The sequence below is a fragment of the Sphingomonas sp. EC-HK361 genome (genome assembly GCF_902498785.1).
In the GTDB taxonomy this organism is placed as follows: domain Bacteria; phylum Pseudomonadota; class Alphaproteobacteria; order Sphingomonadales; family Sphingomonadaceae; genus Sphingomonas.
In genome coordinates this window covers 832365-849154 of the sequence record NZ_LR701493.1, presented here as the reverse complement: position 1 = coordinate 849154, position 16790 = coordinate 832365, and the positions used below count along the sequence as shown (strand labels likewise).

Genomic DNA, 16790 nt, shown 5'->3' with positions numbered 1-16790 from the left:
TTTGCGGGTCACGGGTTCGGCTTATCCGATGACGCTCATGCTGTCACGCTCACCCCATCGTCGGGATGACGAAGGCGTTGGCGGCGTCGCCCGTCCCACCATCGGGCCAGCGCTGGGTGATGGTCTTCACCTTCGTCCAGAACTTCACGCCTTCCATGCCGTGCTGGTTGGTGTCGCCGAACGCGCTGCGCTTCCACCCGCCAAAGGTGTGATAGGCGACCGGCACCGGGATCGGCACGTTGACGCCGACCATCCCGACATTGACGCGTGCTGCGAATTCGCGCGCCGCATGACCGTTGCGCGTGAAGATCGCGACCCCGTTCCCGTATTGATGCTCGCTCGGCAGGCGCACCGCATGCTCGAAATCGGCCGCGCGGACGATCTGGAGGACCGGCCCGAAAATCTCCTCCTTGTAGGATTGCATCTCGGGCGTGACGTGATCGAACAGGCTCGGGCCGATGAAAAAGCCTTCCTCATGCCCCTGCAGCTTGAAGCCGCGACCATCGACGACGAGTTCCGCGCCCTCATCGACACCGGTCTGGATCCAGTTTTCGACGCGAGCTTTGTGCGCAGCATTCACGACCGGCCCGTAATGCGCGTCGTTGTCGGTCGATACGCCGACCCTAAGCGCATCGATCGCTGGGATCAGCTTGTCTCGCAGCGCCTCGGCGGTCTTCTCGCCCACCGGCACGACGACGGGCAGCGCCATGCAGCGCTCGCCCGCCGACCCGAAGGCGGCGCCCGCCAGATCGGCGACGACCTGATCGAGATCGGCGTCGGGCATGACGATGCCGTGGTTTTTCGCGCCGCCCATCGCCTGGACGCGCTTTCCGGCATCGACGCCGCGGCGATAGACATAATGCGCGATGTCGGACGATCCGACGAAGCTGACCGCGCTGATCCCTGGGTGATCGAGGATCGCGTCGACCATCTCCTTGTCGCCGTGGACGACCTGCAGGATGCCCTCGGGCGCGCCGGCCTCGAGCATCAGCTCGGCCAGCCGCACCGGCACCGACGGGTCGCGCTCGGACGGCTTCAGGATGAACGCATTGCCGCATGCGATCGCGACGCCGAACATCCACATCGGGATCATCGCGGGAAAGTTGAACGGTGTGATGCCGGCGCCGATACCAAGCGGATGGCGCATCGAATAGACGTCGATGCCCGGGCCGGCGCCTTGCGTATATTCGCCCTTCAAGACGTGCGGCACGCCGCACGCGAACTCGATCACATCGAGCCCGCGCTGCACGTCGCCCTTCGCGTCGGCGATCACCTTGCCGTGCTCGGACGAAAGCATGTGCGCCAGTTCGTCGATATTCGCTTCGACCAGCCGCTTGAACTCGAACATCACGCGGGCGCGGCGCTGCGGGTTGGTCGCCGCCCAGCCCGGTTGCGCCTTCTGCGCAGCGGCCACCGCCGTGTCGAGATCGGCCAGCGTTCCGAACGCGACCGACGCCTGCACCTTGCCGGTGTTGGGATCGAAAACGTCGCCAGTTCGCGCGCCGCCGCCGCCCTGATGACCGACGATGACATGGTCGATGATACGCATGCAGCCTCTCCGAATGTTTGGCGGGCTTGTATCCTCCCCGCATTTCTGCACACAACCCTCCATATTCGCCAAAGTGCCATGCATTTTTGCGGGAGAAGGGGGTCGGGGTGCGCAACTGGGACGACCTGCGAATATTCCTCGCCGTCGCGCATGCCGGGCGGGTGGCGCCGGCGGCACGGGCGCTCGGCATCGACGCGACGACGGTTGGCAGGCGCCTCACCCGGCTGGAGCGCGAGATGGGCGTGCCGCTGTTCGAGACGCTGGCTGGCGAGCGGCGGTTGAGCGAAGCGGGGCAGGCGCTGCTCCACCATGCCGAGACGATCGATGCGGCGGTCCTGTCGGCAACCGACGCGCCGGGCGGGGCCGGGATCGCGGGCCATGTCCGGATGAGCATTGCGGAGGGCCTCGCCACCCACGTCGTCGCGCCGCAACTGGCGGGGTTTCGCGAAGGTCATCCCAATATCCGGCTCGACCTCATCACCGCATCGGGTTTCCTCGACCCGTCGAAGCGCGAAGCCGATATCGCGGTCATGCTCGCCCGCCCGCGCAACCGACAGCTCCGCGCCGGTCGCCTCGCCGACTACCGCCTGCGCCTCTACGCGACGCCTCGCTATGTTGCGCAACATGGGCTGCCGGACGCTGCCGCCGATCTCGCGACCCACGTCCTTACCGGCTACGTCCCCGAACACATCCATGCGCCCGAACTCGATTATCTGTCGGAGGTGCATGACGGCCTCGTCGCACGGCTGCGCAGCACCAGCATCAACGTGCAGCATGCGATGATCCGATCGGGCGCGGGGATCGGCATTCTCCCGGATTTCATCGGCGCTCGCGATCCAGCGCTGACCGCGATCCTGCCCGCCGTGACGCTGACCCGCAGCTTCTGGTTGGTAACCCACGCCGACGGCCACCAGACCCCGCGCATCCAGGCGGTGAGCGGCTGGCTGCGCGCGCTGGCGCCCGCTATCGGCTGAGCGGACCCTCGATAATCAACGCGCCATCGATCCGCCGCGCGGATACACCGAACACCGTTTCTACCGCGTCCGGTGTGAGGACTTTTTCGACCGGCCCGAAGCCGACGACCCGGCCGTCGCGCAGGATCAGCACATCGTCCGCGATCCGCGCTGCATGCGCCAGATCGTGCAATACGAGGACAACGCCTGCACCATCGTCCGCGGCCCTGCGTGCGAGATCAAGCAGCGCGAACTGGTGCGCCGGATCGAGGCTGGCGAGCGGCTCGTCGGCGATCAACCAGCGCGGGCGCCCCGCCAGCACGCGCGCGAACAGCACCCGCGCCCGCTCGCCGCCCGAGAGTGTATGGACCGGACGGTCGGCAAAGGCCGTGGTATCGGTGAGCGCGAGCACATGGTCGATCGCCGCGCGATCCTCCGGCGCGGGAGCAGCAAAAGGCGACCGGTGCGGCAGGCGGCCGAGCGCCACGACCTCCCGCGCCGGCACGTTCCAGTGGACGCTCGCCTCCTGCGGGAGATAGCCGATCAGCCGCGCCCGCGCGCGCGGATCGAGCGTCGCGAGATCATCGACGCCGACCCGTATATGCCCCGTCGCCGGCGACAAAAGGCCGGCGGCGGCCCGCACGAGGCTGGATTTCCCCGCCCCGTTGGGGCCGACGATCACCGTGACACGGCCGGGACGGAATGCGACATGCGCATCCGACAGCACGGTGCGCCCGCTGAGCGTCAGCGTCACGTCATCGAGCGTCAGTTCCACACCGCCCTCCCCCGCACCAGCAGCAGGAGGAAGAAGGGCGCGCCGATGAGCGCCATCGCCACGCCGAGACGAACTTCGCCGACCCCCGGCGCAAGCCGGCACAGGCTATCCGCAACCAGCACCAGCGCCGACCCGCCAAGCGCGCTCGGCAGCAGCAGCGCCGATGGCCGGTAGCCGAAAACGGGGCGCAGCAGATGCGGCACGACGAGCCCGACGAAACCGACGACCCCGGTCACCGCGACGCTCGCTCCGACGCCAAGCCCGGTGCCGAGCACGACCAGCGCCTGCAGCCGCCCGAGCCGCACGCCCAGCGACCGCGCGGCGTCTTCGCCGAGCGCAAGCGCATCCAGCGAGGGCGCGGTCAGCGCGAGCGCGATGGCGCCAACTGCGATGAACGGCAGCGCCAGCGTCACCTCGTCCATCCCGCGATCGGTCAGCGCGCCCATCAGCCAGTCGATCACTTCGGCGACCGCATAGGGATTGGGCGCGAGGCTGATGAGGAAAGCGGTCAGCGCGCCCGCGAGCGTCGCCAGCACGGTGCCGGCGAGGATGAACTGCACCGTACTCGGATTACGCCACGTCAGCACCGCGAGCAGCGCCATCGCGCCCCCGGCGGTCGCCATCGCCCCTGCAAAAACCGCGATCAGCGATCCGCCAAGCCCCAGCAGCAGCACCGCCACCGCGCCAAGCGCGCCGCTCGACGACACGCCGACGACCGCCGGGTCCGCCAGCGGATTGCGCAGATATCCCTGCAACACAGCGCCCGACAGGCCAAGGATCGCGCCCACCGCGAAGCCGAGCAGAGCGCGGGGAAGGCGCAGTTCGAACAGGATCGCACCCGTCGACCCACCCGAAAGCCATGCCCACGGCGCGATCCACACCTTGCCCGCAGCGATCGACAGCGCGAAGGCCGCAACCGTCACCAGCACGAGAATGGCGAGCCGCACCCTCATCACATTCCTGCCCGGATCGCGCGCAACCGCGCCATCGCCACCGGGATCGTCGGTCCGCCGCAATTGATCAGCCTTCGCGGAAATGCCGCCTGCGGGACTCGCGCGCCGGTCGCCGCCAGCACATGGGTGCGCAGCGTCCCGCTTCGCGTCGTCCCTTCGGGCGCGATCACGATATCGGGCGGTCGCCGCACGATCGTCTCGGTCGGCAGCGTGCCGGTAAACGCGAGTCCGTAATCCGCCGCAGCGTTGCGGAACCCGGCGCGGCGCATCATCGCGTCGAGCAGGGTCCCCGACCCATTGACGAGATTACCGCCGATGAACAGCAGCGCCGAGGGTTCCTGCCCGGATGGCTGCGGGGTGACCGAGGCCTCGATCTCCGCGACCATCGCCCTGCCCTTCGCCGGTTCGCCAATTGCGTCGGCGATCTGCATCACCTGCGCTTCGCTGGCGGCGATCGTCGCCGGCGCGTCGAGCGACAATAGGCGCAAGCCTGCCCGCGCATAGGCGCGCCGCGTCGCCGCCGGGGTGAAGCTGGACGTGAGCACCAGCGCCGGTTTCAGCGCGATGACCTCCTCCGCCGTCCCCGCGACCCCCCGAAATTTACGGGCGGTCTCGAGATCGATCGAGGTCGCGGCCGGATCCTGCGAATAGCGGCTGATTGCTGCGATCCGATCGGGCGCAGCAAAACGCAGCAAAATCGCATCGGCGCACGGATTGGTCGAGACGATCCCGCCGCCCCGCACCGCGGGGTGTGCAGGCGCGCATCCCGCGAGCAACAGCAGCGGCAGGATCGCCCGGCGCGTCACAGCTTTATCCGCACCCCGCCATAGGCCGCGCGGCCATAGGTGCCGTAGCCGGCGACCGTCTGATAGCGCGCGTCGGCGATATTCTCCACGCGGCCATAGAGCGCGAACCGGTCACCGATCGGCAATTCCGCGCGCACGCTCGCCAGCGCATAGCCGTCCAGCCGCGTGAAGTTGCCGCCATCATCGAAGCTGTCGCCGACCAGGCTGACCGTCGCGCCGAGCGACAGCCCGAACGGCAATCGGTAATCGACACTGGCGTTCGCAAGTTGCCGCGGCCGACGCGCGAGCGGCTTGCCGAAATCGGCGCCCGGCGTGCGGTTCTCGGCGTCGATGAAGGTGTAGTTCGCGCTGAACGTCAGCGGGTCGATCGGCGTGAGCGCCAGCCCAAGCTCGACCCCGCGCGCGGTCGTCCGCGCGATATTGTCATAGACGCCGAACGGCCGCGCGTTACAAATGCCGCCCGCGACCGCCTGCTCCGCGGCACTGCACGAGCGAAACACGATCTGGTTGCGCGTCACCCGGTCGAAATAGGTCACCGATGCACGCAACCGCCCGCCAAGCGCAGTCTGGTCGATCCCGATATCGACGTTACGCGCGCGCTCGGGGATGAGCCCGCCAAAACCATAGGCGCCGTAAAGCTGATACAGCGTCGGCGCCTTGAAGCCCTCGCCGTAACTCGCCCGCAGCGTCGTGCCCCGCGTCAGTGCCAGCGCTGCGTCTGCGCCGAAGGTCGTCTGCCCACCATACGCATCATGATCGTCATGCCGCACCCCGCCGGTCAGCGTCAGCGCGGTGATGGGCTTGACGATCGCTTCGCCCCACAGGCTCGTCACGCCGGTCGATCGCTTCACCGCGCTGTCGTCGACGAAGCGCGTGTTCTCGCGCTCGACCCCCGCGACCAGCCGCACCGCGCTGCTCAGCCGATAGTCGCCCTGATACTCGTAGCGCTCGCTCCGCCCGCGCCCGATGAACGAAGGCTCGGTGCCGAAGCTCGGATCGAAATTGTCGCGGTTGATGTCGGCGATGGTGAACGCGACGCGGTTATGCAGCGCGCCGAACGCGGCATTCAGCCCGGCATAGCCATAGATTTCCTGCGTCTTGGAATACTCGTTCGTATCCGCGAACGTGTAGTTGGGCGGCGGAAAGCCATCGAGGTCGACCCGGCTGTCCGCCCAGTAACCGCGCAAATCGACGCTGACGCCCGGCGCGATCGCGACGCCCAGCTTCCCGCTCGCGCCGTATTGGCGGTAGCCGTCCCGCTCGCTGCCGTCCGCTGCGGCCGAAATGCCGTCGCTGCGCAGATACCCTGCGTTGAGCGCGCCCGAAACCGCACCGCTCTTCCCTGCGATCCCGCCGCTCGCGAACAGCGTATCGGCATAGCCATATTCCGCCCGCGCCCGCGCCTGCACGCCCTCCTCAGGCGTCGTGGTGACGATATTGACGACGCCGCCGATCGCCTGGCTGCCCCACGGCACCGCGTTCGGCCCGCGCAGCACCTCGATCCGCTCGACGCTGCCCGCCAGCAGGTTCGCGAAGTCGAACCCGCCGCCCGGTGACGACGGATCGTTCACCCGAACCCCATCGATGACGACCAGCGTCTGCTCGGCCTCGGCGCCGCGGATGCGCACGCCGGTGAAGCTGCCGAGCCCGCCGTTGCGCGTCACCGACACGCCCGGCGTCGTCGCCAGCAGGTCGGAGACGACGGTCGTCTGGCGCGCATCGATCGTGGTGCGGTCGATCACGGTCACCGCCTGCCCGACCTCGCGGCTGTCCTGCGGCACGCGCGAAGCGGTGACGACGATCGACGCGTCGTCGGGCAGATCCTGCGCGACGGCAGGCGCCGCGACACCGGCGGCGATCAGGGGAATCAGGGATTTCAGCATTGGGCACGTCCTCGCTCGGGCCACCCGACCATCGGATGACCACCGACGTCGCTCGCACGAGGAACTTGCCTCGACCGCCCGGTGCACCCCGCCCGCGCGAATGGATCGACCGTGGACGGCAGGTCTCCTGGCTCCCGGGTCACCGCCGACACTCCGCCTTCCCAGGCCCGACGGCCCAGTGGCATGATGGAGTGCCGGCTATCCGGTCACAGTTGCGGGGGCAGCGCCGGCCTTGGGTTGCCCCACACCGGTCTTCCCTTTTGATCCCCTCGCGGGGAACCGTTCACGCGGTGAGCTGTAGTCCGCACCGAGCGCCGCTGGCAAGCGTCAGTGTGCGGGATGCGCCCCGGCCCGCTGCGGCAGGATGAGGACGAGCGCCAGGATCGCCGCCGCCAGCACCGCCGACGCGAGCGGCCGGCTGAAATCCAGCCCGCCATGATCGACCGGCTTGTCGAGGAAATCGCCGACCGTCGCACCCAGCGGGCGCGTGAGGATGAACGCTGCCCAGAACAGGAAGACCCGGCTGATGCCGGTGAAGAAATACAGCACCGCCAGCACCGCGAGCAGCGTGCCGAAGACCGCTGCCGCACCGAGATAGCCCGACGCCATGCTGTCGGCCGTCCAGTCGCCGAGCGCGGTGCCCAGCGTCTGCGAAAGCGTGATCGTCGCCCAGTAGAACATCTCGACCCGCGGCTCGCGCACGGTCTCGACAGACACCGATCCCATCACGCGGTGCCAGACCAAGAGCGAAGCGAGCACCCCGCCCAGCAGCAGCGTCGAGCCGCCCGCATAACCGATGCCGAGCGAGCGCGTCGCAAAGTCGGCAAGCGTCGTGCCCGCCGTCGTCGAGGCGATAATCGTCGCCCAATAGAGCATCGGATGGAATCGCTTCGCCGCGATCTGCCACGCCACGAACGCAGCCAGCACGACCAGGAAGATCGCCGTGCCGACGAGATAGCCGAGGTTCAACGTCATGCTGACGGTATCGCCCGCCGTCTCGCCGAAGGTCGTCGCCAGGATCTTGATGATCCAGAACCCCAGCGTCACGGCGGGCACCTTGCTGAGCGCGTCCCGCTGTCCTTCCGTCATCGCCGATCCCTTTCGCCGATTCGCATCCGCTTCGTTATAGGCCGGCGCGGTCAGCGATACATCGCGCGCGCATCCCGCTTGAACGCCGCGCCGCTGTCGGACCGGCTGTAGAACATGTGGCCGCCCGGATAGACGTCCAGCTTCACCCGGTCGGCCGCGCCGAAATCGGGCATCTGGTCGACGATCAGCCGCGAAGCGAAAAACGGGCAGGACAGATCGTCCCAGCCATGCGCGATCATCACCGACATCTTGGGGTCGTTGGCGATCGCCTTGCGCAGATCGCTGACGGGGGAATCATCGGGCTTGCCGCGGTCCCACGCCACGTTCACCGCATAGGACAGCGCATTGTAGCGCGCGTCGGTCTTCCAGCCGACCTCGCGCGTCACGAAATCGACCATCGCGCTCGTCGTCGGCGCGATCAGCGCGTCGAGGATCGGATCGTTCGATTGCTGACGTGGCGACCAGGGAAAGGGATCGAACGCGGTCACGTTCGAATCATAGACGCTGCCGATCTTGCCATCGGCGCGGTGCACCTCGCGAAGATAGGTCCGCGAATCGACGCGCCCGCCCAGGTTGCGCACCAGCGTGGGGTCGAGCCCGGTCAGCTCGGTCACCTTCGCCACGATGCGCGCGGTCGCCTGCGGATCGGACCGGCCCTTCAGCAGATCAGACGCGAACGCACCGCGGGTATAGGCCTCGACCTGTGCCATCGCGGCCGGGGTCAGCTGACCCTTGCGCTCGAGATTGGCCGCCGCCATCGACGGCAGGTCGATCATCCACGGCAGCGGCGACAGCGCGGTCGCGCCGTCCCCCGACGCGGGATCGAGATAGGGCGACACCATCACGATGCCGTTGACGCCGACACCAATCTGCGATTGCAGCTCATAGGCGATGCGCGGCACGCGGTAGCCGCCATAGCTTTCGCCGACGAGGTATTTGGGCGAACGCAGCCGCCCCGCCTTCACCAGCCAGTCATAGACGACCTTCGACAAATATTTGATGTCGGGATCGTTGGCGTAGAACGCCTTCTTCGTCTTGTCCTCATCGACGAGGCTGCGGCTGAAGCCGGTCCCGACCGGATCGATGAAGACGAGATCGGTGAAATCGATCCAGCTGTTCGGATTGTCGCGAGCGATCGGCGCGTCGGAGGGCGCATCGCCCTGTGCGCCGAACTGGACATGCTTAGGCCCGATCGCGCCCATGTTGAGATAGACGGACGACGCGCCCGGCCCGCCGTTGAACGCGAACGTCACGGGACGCGACGGATCGCGCCCCGGTGCGACATAGGCGGTGTAGACAACCTCGCCGATCGCCTTGCCCTTGTCGTCGCGCACCGTGATCTTGCCGACCGTCGCGTCATAGGCGACCGCGCGCCCGCCGACCGTCGCCGACTGCCGGATCGTCCTGTCCTCCGGCAGCGGCGGCAGCTTCATGGCATCGTCGTCGGTCTTCTTCTCAACCGTCGTCGTCTGCTTGTCCTGCGCGTAGACCGGCGGCGCCACCAGCAGCGCGACCGCGGCGAACGCGATCGCCCTCACTTGGCGCCACCCGCGATACGGCCCTTGGTCAGAACGACCCAGTCGTCGATCTTCCTTTCCAGCACCGGCATCGGCAGCGCGCCGGTATCGAGCACCTGCGCATGGAAGGCGCGCGGATCGAACCCGGCACCCAGCGCCGCCTTCGCCTTGGCCTTGGCGCGGCTGATCGTCAGCTGCCCGATCTTGTAGGCGAGCGCCTGGCCCGGGATCGCGATGTAGCGTTCCACCTCGGCTGTCGCATCGGTCTTCGCCATCGGCGAGTTCGCGAGCATGTAGTCGATCGCCTGATCGCGCGTCCAACCCTTGGCATGGATGCCGGTGTCGACGACGAGGCGCATCGCGCGCAGCATCTCGTCCGACAGCCCACCCATCCGCTGATACGGATCGGTCTCCATGCCGAGTTCGGGCCAAAGCGACTCGGTGTAGAGCGCCCAGCCTTCCGCATAGGCCGTGTTCCCGCCGAACCGCATGAAGGCGGGCAGCGCGGTGTTTTCCTGCGCAAGGCTGATCTGGAAGTGATGCCCCGGCACCGCCTCGTGGAGATACAGCGTCTCCATTTCCCACATGTAGCGCGATGGCAGGTCGTAGGTATTGTAGTAGAACACCCCAGGCCGCGATCCGTCGGGCGTGCCGCCCTGATAGGAGCCGCCGGCCTCGCCCTTTTCCTTGAACGCCGGGACGGGCCGGATCTCGAGCCGGGTCTTTGGGATCAGCGAAAACTGCTCGCCCACACGCGCATCGACGCGCTTGCCGATCGCCTCATACCCCTTGCGCAGCTGCTCGGCCGATGTCGGCTGGAACTGCTTGTCGGTGCGCAGGAAGGTGAAGAATTCGGGAAGCGTCCCCTTGAAGCCGACCTTCGCCTTCTGGACTTCCATTTCCTTCAGGATGCGCGCGACTTCGCTCAGGCCGAGTTGGTGGACGTCCTCGGCCTTCAACGGCAGCGTGGTGTTCGATTCTATCAGGTAGGCGTAGAGCTTGTCGCCGCCCGGCATTCCCGACAGCCCGACGCTTTCGCGCGCTGCCGCCAGATAGGTGTTCGCCAGGAAATCGCGCATCCGCTGTTCGGCCGGAATGATGACGTCGCGGATCTGTGCCGCATAGGCGGCGCGCAGCCGCGCCTGGTCGGCGGCAGAAATGCTCGCGGGGAAGGTCTTGACCGGGCCATAGAAGGTCGACGTCTCGACGCCTTCCTTGATGAGGTTGTCGAACTGCCCGATCATGTTGCGCACGACGAGCTTGGGCTGGACGACGCCAGTCTTCATGCCTTGCCGGAAGCGCACGATCGCCTCGTCGAGCAGCGCGGCATATTGCGCGCTGCGCTTCAGGTTATTCTCGTAATCGGCCAGCGTCTTGAACGGCGCCGCGCCCTGCCCCGACGCGAAATCCGGATAGAAGGTCTGGAAACCATAGAAATGATCGATCGGCCGCACCGCGGTCAGCGCGAGCATATCGGGGGAGAGCCCCTTTAACGCGACTTCTGTCTGGTTCTGGAAGACGTCATACGCGATCTTGTCGGTCGCGGTCAGCTTCGCCCGGTCGATCCGGTGGAGCGCCGCAAGGTCCGCCTCCCCTGCCTTGCGCTCGCCCGCGAAATAGGCGTCCGACAGGAAATCGCCGAGATGGTCGGCATAGCGCAGGTCGCCGCGGAAGATCGCCTGCACCGGGTTGCGCTTCAGGCTCGCCTCGTCGCTGTCGTGGAACAGCTGCTTCAGCTTCGCGTCCTCCGGGACGTCCCCCGGCGCGGCGGGCGGGGTCGGCGTGCTCTGCGCGAGAATGGGGGTAGCGACACCGGCGAGCAGCGCCGCGGCGAAAATTAGCTTGAGCGACAAAGGGAGCGGTCCTTGCGACGGTTGGAAGCCGCGACCCTAGGGCCGCTGCGCTAACCCGGCAAGACACCGCCCAGGTCGAATTTCAGGCTCCCTTAGCCTCGCGATCCGCCTCGATCCGCACCGGAATCGATTTCGATGCGGGCGTCTTTGAAAGCTGGTCGTGATGCCCGATCGGCACCAGCACGTTGCACTCCGGATAATAGGACGCAACTGTCCCGCGCGGCAGCTTGTACGCAGTGAGTTTCAAGCCACCCAGCGCGCGGTGTTGTCCGTCGTCGACATCGGTGATCAGCCGCACCGTCTGCCCGTCCACCAGCGCCGCCTCGGCGATGTCATCGGGGTTCATCAACAGCACGTCGCGGGTGCCCTCGATTCCGCGAAAGCGGTCCGAATAGCCGTAGATCGTCGTGTTGAACTGGTCGTTCGATCGCAGCGTGACGAGCCGGTAACGCCCCGGCGCGTCCGCGAAGCCGATCGCGTTCGCCTCGTCGGGCGTCGTGAATACGGCCTTGCCGGACTCGGTCTTCCACACCCGCTCATGCGCCGCATTGCCCCGGTAGAAGCCGCCGGCGTCATACATCCGCTTGTTGTAGTCGCGGAAATCGTCCGGATAGGTCTTCTCGATCAGATCGCGGACAAGACCGTAATCGCCGGTCCACGCGTCCCATGTCAGCTTCGGATTGGGGGCGAGGGCAGTCTTCGCGATCCCGGCGACAATCGCGAGCTCGCTCTTCAACATGTCGGACGGCGGTTTGCGATTGCCGATCGATCCGTTGATCATCGAAAAGCTGTCCTCGCTCGTCACCGTCTGGCGACCCCCGGCCTGCTCATCCGCTTCCATCCGGCCCAGACATGGCAGGATATAGGCGACCTTGCCGGGGAACAGGTGGCTGCGGTTGAGCTTCGTCGACACCATCACGGTCAGGTCCTGCGCCGCCCACGCCTTTTCCATCCGCTCCTGATCGGGAACGGCGCGCAGCAAATTGCCGCCCAAGCAAACAAACGCGCGGACCTTGTCGGCAAACAGCCCCTCCACCGCCTCGACGATATTGAAACCGTCCTTGGCCGGAGTCTCGACACCGAAGAGCGCTTTCAGCTTGTCCACCGGCACCAGATGCACCTTTTCCGCGATGCCGACGGTGCGCTGGCCCTGCACGTTGCTGTGCCCGCGCACCGGGCAGCATCCCGCGCCGGCCCGGCCGATGTTGCCGCGCAGCAGCAGCAGGTTGACCAGCATCGCGATGTTGAGCGCGCCATGGGCATGCTGGGTCAGCCCCATGCCGTATACGCCGATGACCCGCTCGGCCTTCATATACACCTCCGCCGCGGCGCGGATTGCGGCCTCGTCCAGCCCGCTTTCATGCGTGATATCGGCCCAATCGGCACCCCGGCACGCGCCGATGAACACGTCGAACCCCGTCGTATGCTGCGCAACAAAGCCGTGGTCGATGACCTCAGCCTTGCCCGCCGCCTTTTCCGCGTCGTCGGCCTCTACCACGCATTTGCACATGCCGAGCAGGGCCGCGATGTCGCCCCCGGCACGCACTTGGTGATATTGATCGGAAATGACGGTGGCCTTGCCGGTCAGCATCGCCGCCGGGCTTTGCGGATCGACGAAGGACACCAGCCCCTGCTCGATCACCGGATTGAAGGTCACGATCTTCGCGCCGCGATCCTTTGCCTCCTTCAGCGGATGAAGGAACCGCGGGCTGTTCGTCCCCGGATTCTGCCCGAAGAAGAAGAACGCATCGGCTTGGCGCAGGTCGTCCCACACGATCGTCCCGACCGGCGATCCGATGACCTTGGTCAGCCCGACCGACGTCGTTTCGTGGCACATGTTCGAGCTTTGCGGCAGGTTGTTCGTCCCGAACGCGCGGGCGAGCAGAGCGTAGAGATACGATGCCTCGAGCCCCGCATGGCCGGAGGCATAGAAGACCGCCTCGTCCGGCTGCACCTTGCGCAATTCCGCGCCGATCTCGGCAAACGCCTTGTCCCAGCCGACCGGGCGATACCGATCGGTCGCGGGATCGTAACGCAGCGGATGGGTCAGCCGGCCGGTCTTCTCGAGATCATGGTCACGCCATGATCGCAGCGCGGTGACGCTGTGCCCGTCCTCGTCCCAGAATTCGGGCGTGCACCGCGCGCTCGTCATTTCCCACAGCGTCGCCTTGGCGCCGTTCTCGCAGAATTCGAACGCAGAATAATTGGCGGGTTTCGGCCAAGCGCACGACACGCACATCACGCCCTTCGGCTTGTTGAGCTTGCCGAGCGTCGCGAGTGTCTGCGGCCCCGCCCATGTCTCGCCGAAGATCCGCGCGATCCCCTTCAGCGACCCCCATCCCCCCGCGGGGCCGGACGAATGGGGCAGCGTCTTCTCGTCGGCCATGGCGTTCCTTGCACTCCTGCCGTTCGGGCAGCGCGACTATTGCAGGATAAGACTTTGCGACAAGCCCGGTTCCGCGCGCGGTCGTTTTCAGGGAATGAGCCGCTTCACGATCAGGTCCGCCGCTTCGTCCGCGGTCATCATGGTGGTGTCGATCCGGATTTCCGGCGCCTCGGGCGCTTCATAGGCGCTGTCGATGCCGGTGAAGTTCTTCAGCGCCCCGCTGCGCGCCTTGGCGTAGAGTCCCTTCACGTCGCGCGCCTCCGCCTCGGCGAGCGGCGTATCGATATGCACTTCGATGAACTCGCCGGGCGCCATCATCGCGCGCACCATCGCGCGTTCGGCGCGAAACGGCGAGATGAAGGCAGTGAGCACGATCAGCCCCGCATCGGACATCAGCCGGGCGACCTCACCCACGCGGCGGATATTCTCGATCCGGTCGGCATCGGTGAAGCCCAGGTCCTTGTTCAGCCCGTGGCGCACATTGTCGCCGTCGAGCAGGAAGGTGTGGCGGTTCATCCGCGCGAGCTTCTTCTCGACGAGGTTCGCGATCGTCGATTTGCCCGCGCCCGACAGCCCGGTGAACCACAGCACCGCCGGCGCCTGATGCTTCATCGCGGCGTGATGCTCGCGCGAGCGGTCGGTCGGCTGCCAGTGGACGTTCTGCGCGCGGCGCAGCGCGAAGTGCAGCATCCCGGCCGCGACCGTCGCGTTGGTGACCCGGTCGATGAGGATGAATCCGCCAAGCTCGCGGCTGTCGGCATAGGGCTCGAACACCAGCGGCATATCGGTGGTCACCGTCGCGACCCCGATCGCGTTCAGCTCCAGCGTTTTTGCCGCCAGCTGTTCGAAGCTGTTGACGTTGATCTCGTATTTCGGCTGCTGCACTTGCGCGCCGACGGTTTGCGCCGCCAGCTTCAACGTGTAGCCGCGCCCCGGCAGCATCGGCTCGTCGGCCAGCCACACGATCGTCGCCTCGAACTGGTCGGCGGCCTCCGGCGGCGCGTCGGCGGCAGCGATCACGTCGCCGCGCGCGCAATCGAGGTCGCCGTCGAGCGTCAGCGTCACCGCCTGCCCCGCCACCGCGCGATCGAGGTCGCCGTCGAAGGTGACGATGCGCTGGACCCTGGCTGTCCTGCCTGACGGCACGATCCGGATGCTGTCGCCCGGCGCGACCGCCCCTTGCGCGATCGTGCCGGCGAACCCGCGAAAATCGAGATCGGGCCGGTTGACCCATTGCACCGGCATGCGGAACGGCCGGTCGCGCGCCGTATCGTCGCCAAGATCGACGGTCTCGAGATGCTCGATCAGCGTCGGCCCGTAGAACCACGGCATCGCGTCCGATCGCGCGCTGATATTGTCGCCGTTGATCCCGGAAATCGGGATGGCGGTAAATGCGTCGATCCCGATCCGCTCTGCGAACGCGGCATAATCGGCAACGATCGCGTCATAGGTGTCGCGGTCGTACCCGACGAGATCCATCTTGTTCACCGCCAGCACGACGTGGCGAATGCCGATCAGATGCGCCAGATAGGAATGCCGCCGCGTCTGAGTCAGCACGCCCTTGCGCGCATCGATCAGGATCACCGCGAGGTCGGCGGTCGATGCGCCCGTCGCCATGTTGCGCGTATATTGCTCGTGCCCCGGCGTATCCGCGACGATGAACTTGCACCGGTCGGTCGCGAAGAAGCGGTAGGCGACGTCGATCGTGATTCCCTGCTCGCGCTCCGCTGCCAGCCCGTCGACCAGCAGCGCGAAGTCGATGCCCTGTCCTTGGGTCCCGATCCGCTTGCTGTCCGCCTCCAGCGCCGCGAGCTGGTCGTCGAAGATCATCCGGCTGTCATAGAGGAGCCGCCCGATGAGCGTGGACTTGCCGTCGTCCACCGACCCGCAGGTAATGAAGCGCAACATCGTCTTGCGCTGGTGCCGCGCGAGATAGGCGTCGATATCCTCCGCGATCAGCGCATCGGGGCGGTAGGGTCCGCTCATCAGAAATAGCCCTCCTGCTTCTTGCGCTCCATCGACGCGCTCTGGTCGTGGTCGATCGCGCGGCCCTGCCGCTCGGAGCCGGTCGCGAGCAGCATTTCCTGGATGATCTGCGGCAAGGTCGTCGCCTCGCTCTCGACCGCGCCGGTCAGCGGATAGCAGCCGAGCGTCCGGAACCGGATCGATCGATCGACCGGCACCTCGCCGGGTGCCAGCCGGAAGCGGTCGTCGTCGACCATCACGATCATGCCGTCGCGCTCCACCGTCGGCCGCATTGCCGCGAAGTAGAGCGGCACGATCGCGATGTTTTCCAGATGGATATATTGCCAGATGTCGAGCTCGGTCCAGTTCGACAGCGGGAAGACGCGCATGCTCTCTCCCCTCGCCTTGCGCGCATTGTAGAGATGCCAGAGCTCGGGCCGCTGCGCCCGCGGGTCCCAGCGGTGCGCGGCGGAGCGGAAGGAAAAGATGCGTTCCTTCGCCCGGCTCTTCTCCTCGTCGCGCCGGGCGCCGCCGAACGCCGCATCGAAGCCGTGCGCGTCGAGCGCCTGCTTCAGCCCTTGCGTCTTCCACAGATCGGTATGGACGCTGCTGCCGTGATCGAACGGGTTGATGCCGCGCGCCACCGCGTCGGGGTTGCGGTGGACGATCAATTCCATGCCAGCGGCAGCGGCCGCCTCGTCGCGCGCAGCGTACATGGCGCGGAACTTCCACGTCGTATCGACATGCAGCAGCGGGAATGGCGGCGGTGCGGGGTGGAACGCCTTGCGCGCCAGATGCAGCATCACCGCCGAATCCTTGCCCGCCGAATAGAGCATCACCGGCCGCTCCGCCTCGGCCACGACCTCGCGCAGGATGTGGATGCTCTCGGACTCGAGGCGTTGCAGATGGGTCAGCGGGCTGGCGTGGCGCATACGGTCGATCCTCGGGCGACGGCGGCAAGCCGGCGCACACCGGGGCAATATCGCCGATATCCCGCCATCGTCGCATGGCTTTTTCTCATTCCGGTCAACCGGAGCTTGTCTATCAACCCGACATCCGCA

Annotated in this window: 12 protein-coding genes and 1 riboswitch; of the genes, 1 reads left to right on the top strand and 11 read right to left on the bottom strand. The window is 66.8% G+C overall.

Annotated features, from left to right (window positions below; genetic code table 11):
• Positions 1-49: 49 nt before the first annotated feature.
• Positions 50-1549: a CoA-acylating methylmalonate-semialdehyde dehydrogenase gene (locus BOS5A_RS05460; protein WP_151954152.1), complete on the bottom strand. Its 1500-nt coding sequence runs from the start codon at positions 1547-1549 to the stop codon at positions 50-52.
• Between the two features lie 107 nt (positions 1550-1656).
• Between BOS5A_RS05460 and BOS5A_RS05455 the strand changes: the two genes are divergently transcribed.
• A complete protein-coding gene (locus BOS5A_RS05455) occupies positions 1657-2523 on the top strand; it encodes a LysR family transcriptional regulator (RefSeq protein WP_151954151.1) in 867 nt (288 codons plus the stop codon).
• On the opposite strand, the gene BOS5A_RS05450 is transcribed toward BOS5A_RS05455, so the two are convergent.
• The 10 genes from BOS5A_RS05450 to cysD all read right to left on the bottom strand — a co-directional run bounded on the left by BOS5A_RS05450 (position 2513) and on the right by cysD (position 16661).
• The gene (locus tag BOS5A_RS05450; RefSeq protein WP_151954150.1) at positions 2513-3277 is read right to left on the bottom strand and encodes an ABC transporter ATP-binding protein; all 765 of its coding nucleotides are present in this window, start codon (positions 3275-3277) and stop codon (positions 2513-2515) included. The two genes, BOS5A_RS05455 and BOS5A_RS05450, sit on opposite strands and share 11 nt — an antisense overlap.
• Positions 3268-4230, bottom strand: a complete 963-nt coding sequence (locus BOS5A_RS05445; RefSeq protein WP_151954149.1) for a FecCD family ABC transporter permease — start codon at positions 4228-4230, stop codon at positions 3268-3270. Before BOS5A_RS05445 ends, BOS5A_RS05450 begins: the two co-directional genes overlap by 10 nt.
• Positions 4230-5036 carry an ABC transporter substrate-binding protein gene (locus BOS5A_RS05440; protein ID WP_151954148.1) on the bottom strand — a complete coding sequence of 269 codons (807 nt, stop codon included), beginning with the start codon at positions 5034-5036 and terminating at the stop codon, positions 4230-4232. The genes BOS5A_RS05445 and BOS5A_RS05440 overlap by 1 nt, the downstream gene beginning before the upstream one ends.
• On the bottom strand, positions 5033-6919 hold the full coding sequence (locus BOS5A_RS05435) for a TonB-dependent receptor plug domain-containing protein (RefSeq protein WP_151954147.1): 1887 nt from the start codon (positions 6917-6919) through the stop codon (positions 5033-5035). The genes BOS5A_RS05440 and BOS5A_RS05435 overlap by 4 nt, the downstream gene beginning before the upstream one ends.
• 100 nt (positions 6920-7019) lie before the next feature.
• A riboswitch (cobalamin riboswitch) is annotated at positions 7020-7218 on the bottom strand.
• 28 nt (positions 7219-7246) lie between these two features.
• Positions 7247-8008, bottom strand: coding sequence for a COG4705 family protein (locus tag BOS5A_RS05430; protein WP_151954146.1), 762 nt, complete (start codon positions 8006-8008; stop codon positions 7247-7249).
• Positions 8009-8058: 50 nt separating this feature from the next.
• On the bottom strand, positions 8059-9546 hold the full coding sequence (locus BOS5A_RS05425; protein ID WP_151954145.1) for a S10 family peptidase: 1488 nt from the start codon (positions 9544-9546) through the stop codon (positions 8059-8061).
• Positions 9543-11378: a DUF885 domain-containing protein gene (locus BOS5A_RS05420; RefSeq protein WP_199857224.1), complete on the bottom strand. Its 1836-nt coding sequence runs from the start codon at positions 11376-11378 to the stop codon at positions 9543-9545. Before BOS5A_RS05420 ends, BOS5A_RS05425 begins: the two co-directional genes overlap by 4 nt.
• 82 nt (positions 11379-11460) lie before the next feature.
• Positions 11461-13764, bottom strand: a complete 2304-nt coding sequence (locus BOS5A_RS05415; protein ID WP_151954144.1) for an FdhF/YdeP family oxidoreductase — start codon at positions 13762-13764, stop codon at positions 11461-11463.
• Positions 13765-13851: 87 nt separating this feature from the next.
• On the bottom strand, positions 13852-15750 hold the full coding sequence (gene cysN, locus BOS5A_RS05410; protein WP_151954143.1) for a sulfate adenylyltransferase subunit CysN: 1899 nt from the start codon (positions 15748-15750) through the stop codon (positions 13852-13854).
• Positions 15750-16661, bottom strand: coding sequence for a sulfate adenylyltransferase subunit CysD (gene cysD, locus BOS5A_RS05405; RefSeq protein WP_151954142.1), 912 nt, complete (start codon positions 16659-16661; stop codon positions 15750-15752). The genes cysN and cysD overlap by 1 nt, the downstream gene beginning before the upstream one ends.
• Between the last annotated feature and the right edge of the window lie 129 nt (positions 16662-16790).